Genomic DNA, 1,567 nt, shown 5'->3' on the forward strand with positions numbered 1-1,567 from the left:
CCACAATGAGCACATTTCCGGAAACGAAACCTTAGATAGGGTCGCCTTACTACAAAAGACTTCAACCTTTTACGCATAACCTACCAACTATAAAGGCTCCACTATCTTACGGTAACTTCAAACCCTTCTTGCCGTTCTAAAAGCCTTCCCTTCTGAGTGGTCATCTCAGGATGTTTTCTCATTCTGGTATTCCAGTATATTAGGTTTCCGTCGTAGGGACTTCTGGATTCTTTGACTTTGGTGTGCCTGATTATGGGTGTTTTACCATGTTTGGGTAGGTAGTTATCCAAAGTCATGAATACCCAATTGTCCTCTTCTAGAGTTCCCCAATATTTATGGTTTACCCAGGTCTTGGATTTCTTTGGATGTCTCCTGTATCCCCATCTTTGTAATTTGTTCCAGAGTTTATGGTCTAACCCTTTGAATGTTTCTTTACTACATACTGAGCTGTAGTAATTACACCATCCTCTTATAATGGGTTTAAGGTTGTATATTAATATATCCTGGGGGGCAGCTCTATGACGGTTGATAGTGTTTGAGAGTTGCCCATAATGTTCTAGAACTTTTTCTTTTGATGGTTTGATGATGGTTTTAAAACCTTGTTTTGAGTGGTTTTTTCCTACATGATATTGACGTATATTGAATCCTAAGAAGTCAAATCCGTCAAAACTATGGATTATTTGTGTTTTACTTGGTTTTAATTCCAATCCCATGTCTTTTAACCATTCGTTTATGACCCTTTGACATTCTTCTATCACTTTCTGGTCTTGGTGTAGTATTACGAAATCATCAGCATATCTGATTAGGTTTAATCCTTTTTTGTAATAGGTCTTTTTGCCTTTAACAGAATCGGCAAAATCCCATACAACCTTTTCCATGCCGTGGAGGGCTATGTTCGCCAGAAGTGGAGATATTACTCCACCTTGGGGAGTGCCCTCTTTTGTAGGTGAGAATGTTCCATTATCCATCACACCAGCTTTAAGCCAGGACTTTATTAGACGTCTCATGGATGGATAAGTATTTAGTTTTGATATTAGGGTTTTATGGTTGATTTTATCGAAGCATTTAGCAATATCTGCATCTAGCACCCATTTTGGTTTGCTTCTGATGGAGTTGAATATTGCTTCGATAGTATCATGACATGAGCGTCCTGGTCTAAACCCGTATGAGTTAGGTTCAAATTTTGCTTCCCATTCAGGTTCTAAAGCCTGTTTGGCGAGTGCCTGTAATGCGCGGTCATACATGGTCGGTATTCCCAGTGGGCGTTTTTCTTTCCGTCCAGGTTTAGGTATCCATACCCTTCTGGTTGGCTTCGCCTTTTTGGAGGTTTTGAGGTTGGCTACTAAGACGAGGCGTTGCTTGTTGGTTAAAGCTTTGACCCCATCTATTCCGGCAGTCTTTTTACCTCTATTTTCCTGAGTGACTTTTCTGACCGCTATCATTTTGGCAGTCCAGGACTTCATCAGAGTCTTTTGCAACTTTCTTACCACGCGAACATCACCACGAACAGAGGCTCGATATATTCGTTGTCTTGATGCAGTCGCTCATGGGGGAAACCCCAAAGACA

The 1,567-nt window shown here is 40.8% G+C and carries 1 pseudogene; it reads right to left on the reverse strand.

Annotated elements, in window-relative coordinates:
• Positions 1-122: 122 nt before the first annotated feature.
• Positions 123-1,532: pseudogene (ltrA, locus tag F6K20_RS37910) on the reverse strand (group II intron reverse transcriptase/maturase); the annotation flags it as partial.
• Positions 1,533-1,567 lie beyond the last annotated feature (35 nt).

Source organism: Moorena sp. SIO2C4 (assembly GCF_010672485.1).
In the GTDB taxonomy this organism is placed as follows: Bacteria; Cyanobacteriota; Cyanobacteriia; order Cyanobacteriales; family Coleofasciculaceae; genus Moorena; species Moorena producens.